At 39.2% G+C, this 599-nt stretch carries 1 pseudogene; it reads left to right on the top strand.

The window, feature by feature from the left end:
* Positions 1 to 599 (top strand): annotated as a pseudogene (locus AN394_RS22110) (transposase); the annotation flags it as partial.

The following is a 599-nucleotide window of genomic DNA, read 5'->3' as shown; positions in this document are numbered from 1 at the left end:
ATTGATATAGCAAAAGCTAAGCGTCTAAATAATAAAGCGATTCTTATTAGATGGCACAAATTATTCAAAAGTACATTCCTTTGCCAACGGTTCTTAAATGGCGAATTACTAACACAAGCAGAGCTTTCTGCGGTTAATACCAGGGTAAATTTATATCGTGAGAGGCTCAGCAGTATTAGTTGGTTTATGCGAGTCCTTAACGAGGGTATTGCACGAAAAGCGAATCAAGAAGATGAGTGCAAAGGACGGTTTTGGGAAGGTCGCTTTAAATCACAAGCTTTACTTGATGAAGCTGCACTTGCTGCATGCCTTGCTTATGTAGATTTAAATCCTGTTAGAGCAAAAGCGGCTGATTTACCTGAGCAATCTGACTACACCAGTATTAAATCTAGAATTAATGCAGCTCAAAATAATAAGCAACCAAAACCGCTTATGCGCTTTGCAGGTAGACCTCGTAAACATATGCCTAAGGGACTACCATTTGAGCTCAAAACATACCTGCAACTTGTTGATTGGACAGGCCGCTCAATACGAGAAAATAAGCCTGGGAAAATCCCAGATAATACGTTACCAATACTTGAAAGATTAAACATTTGTGC

It is taken from the genome of Pseudoalteromonas sp. P1-26, from assembly GCF_001401795.1.
GTDB lineage: Bacteria > Pseudomonadota > Gammaproteobacteria > Enterobacterales > Alteromonadaceae > Pseudoalteromonas.
The sequence above is the reverse complement of the archived record's forward strand: the minus strand, read 5'-3'. Positions and strand labels throughout refer to the sequence as shown.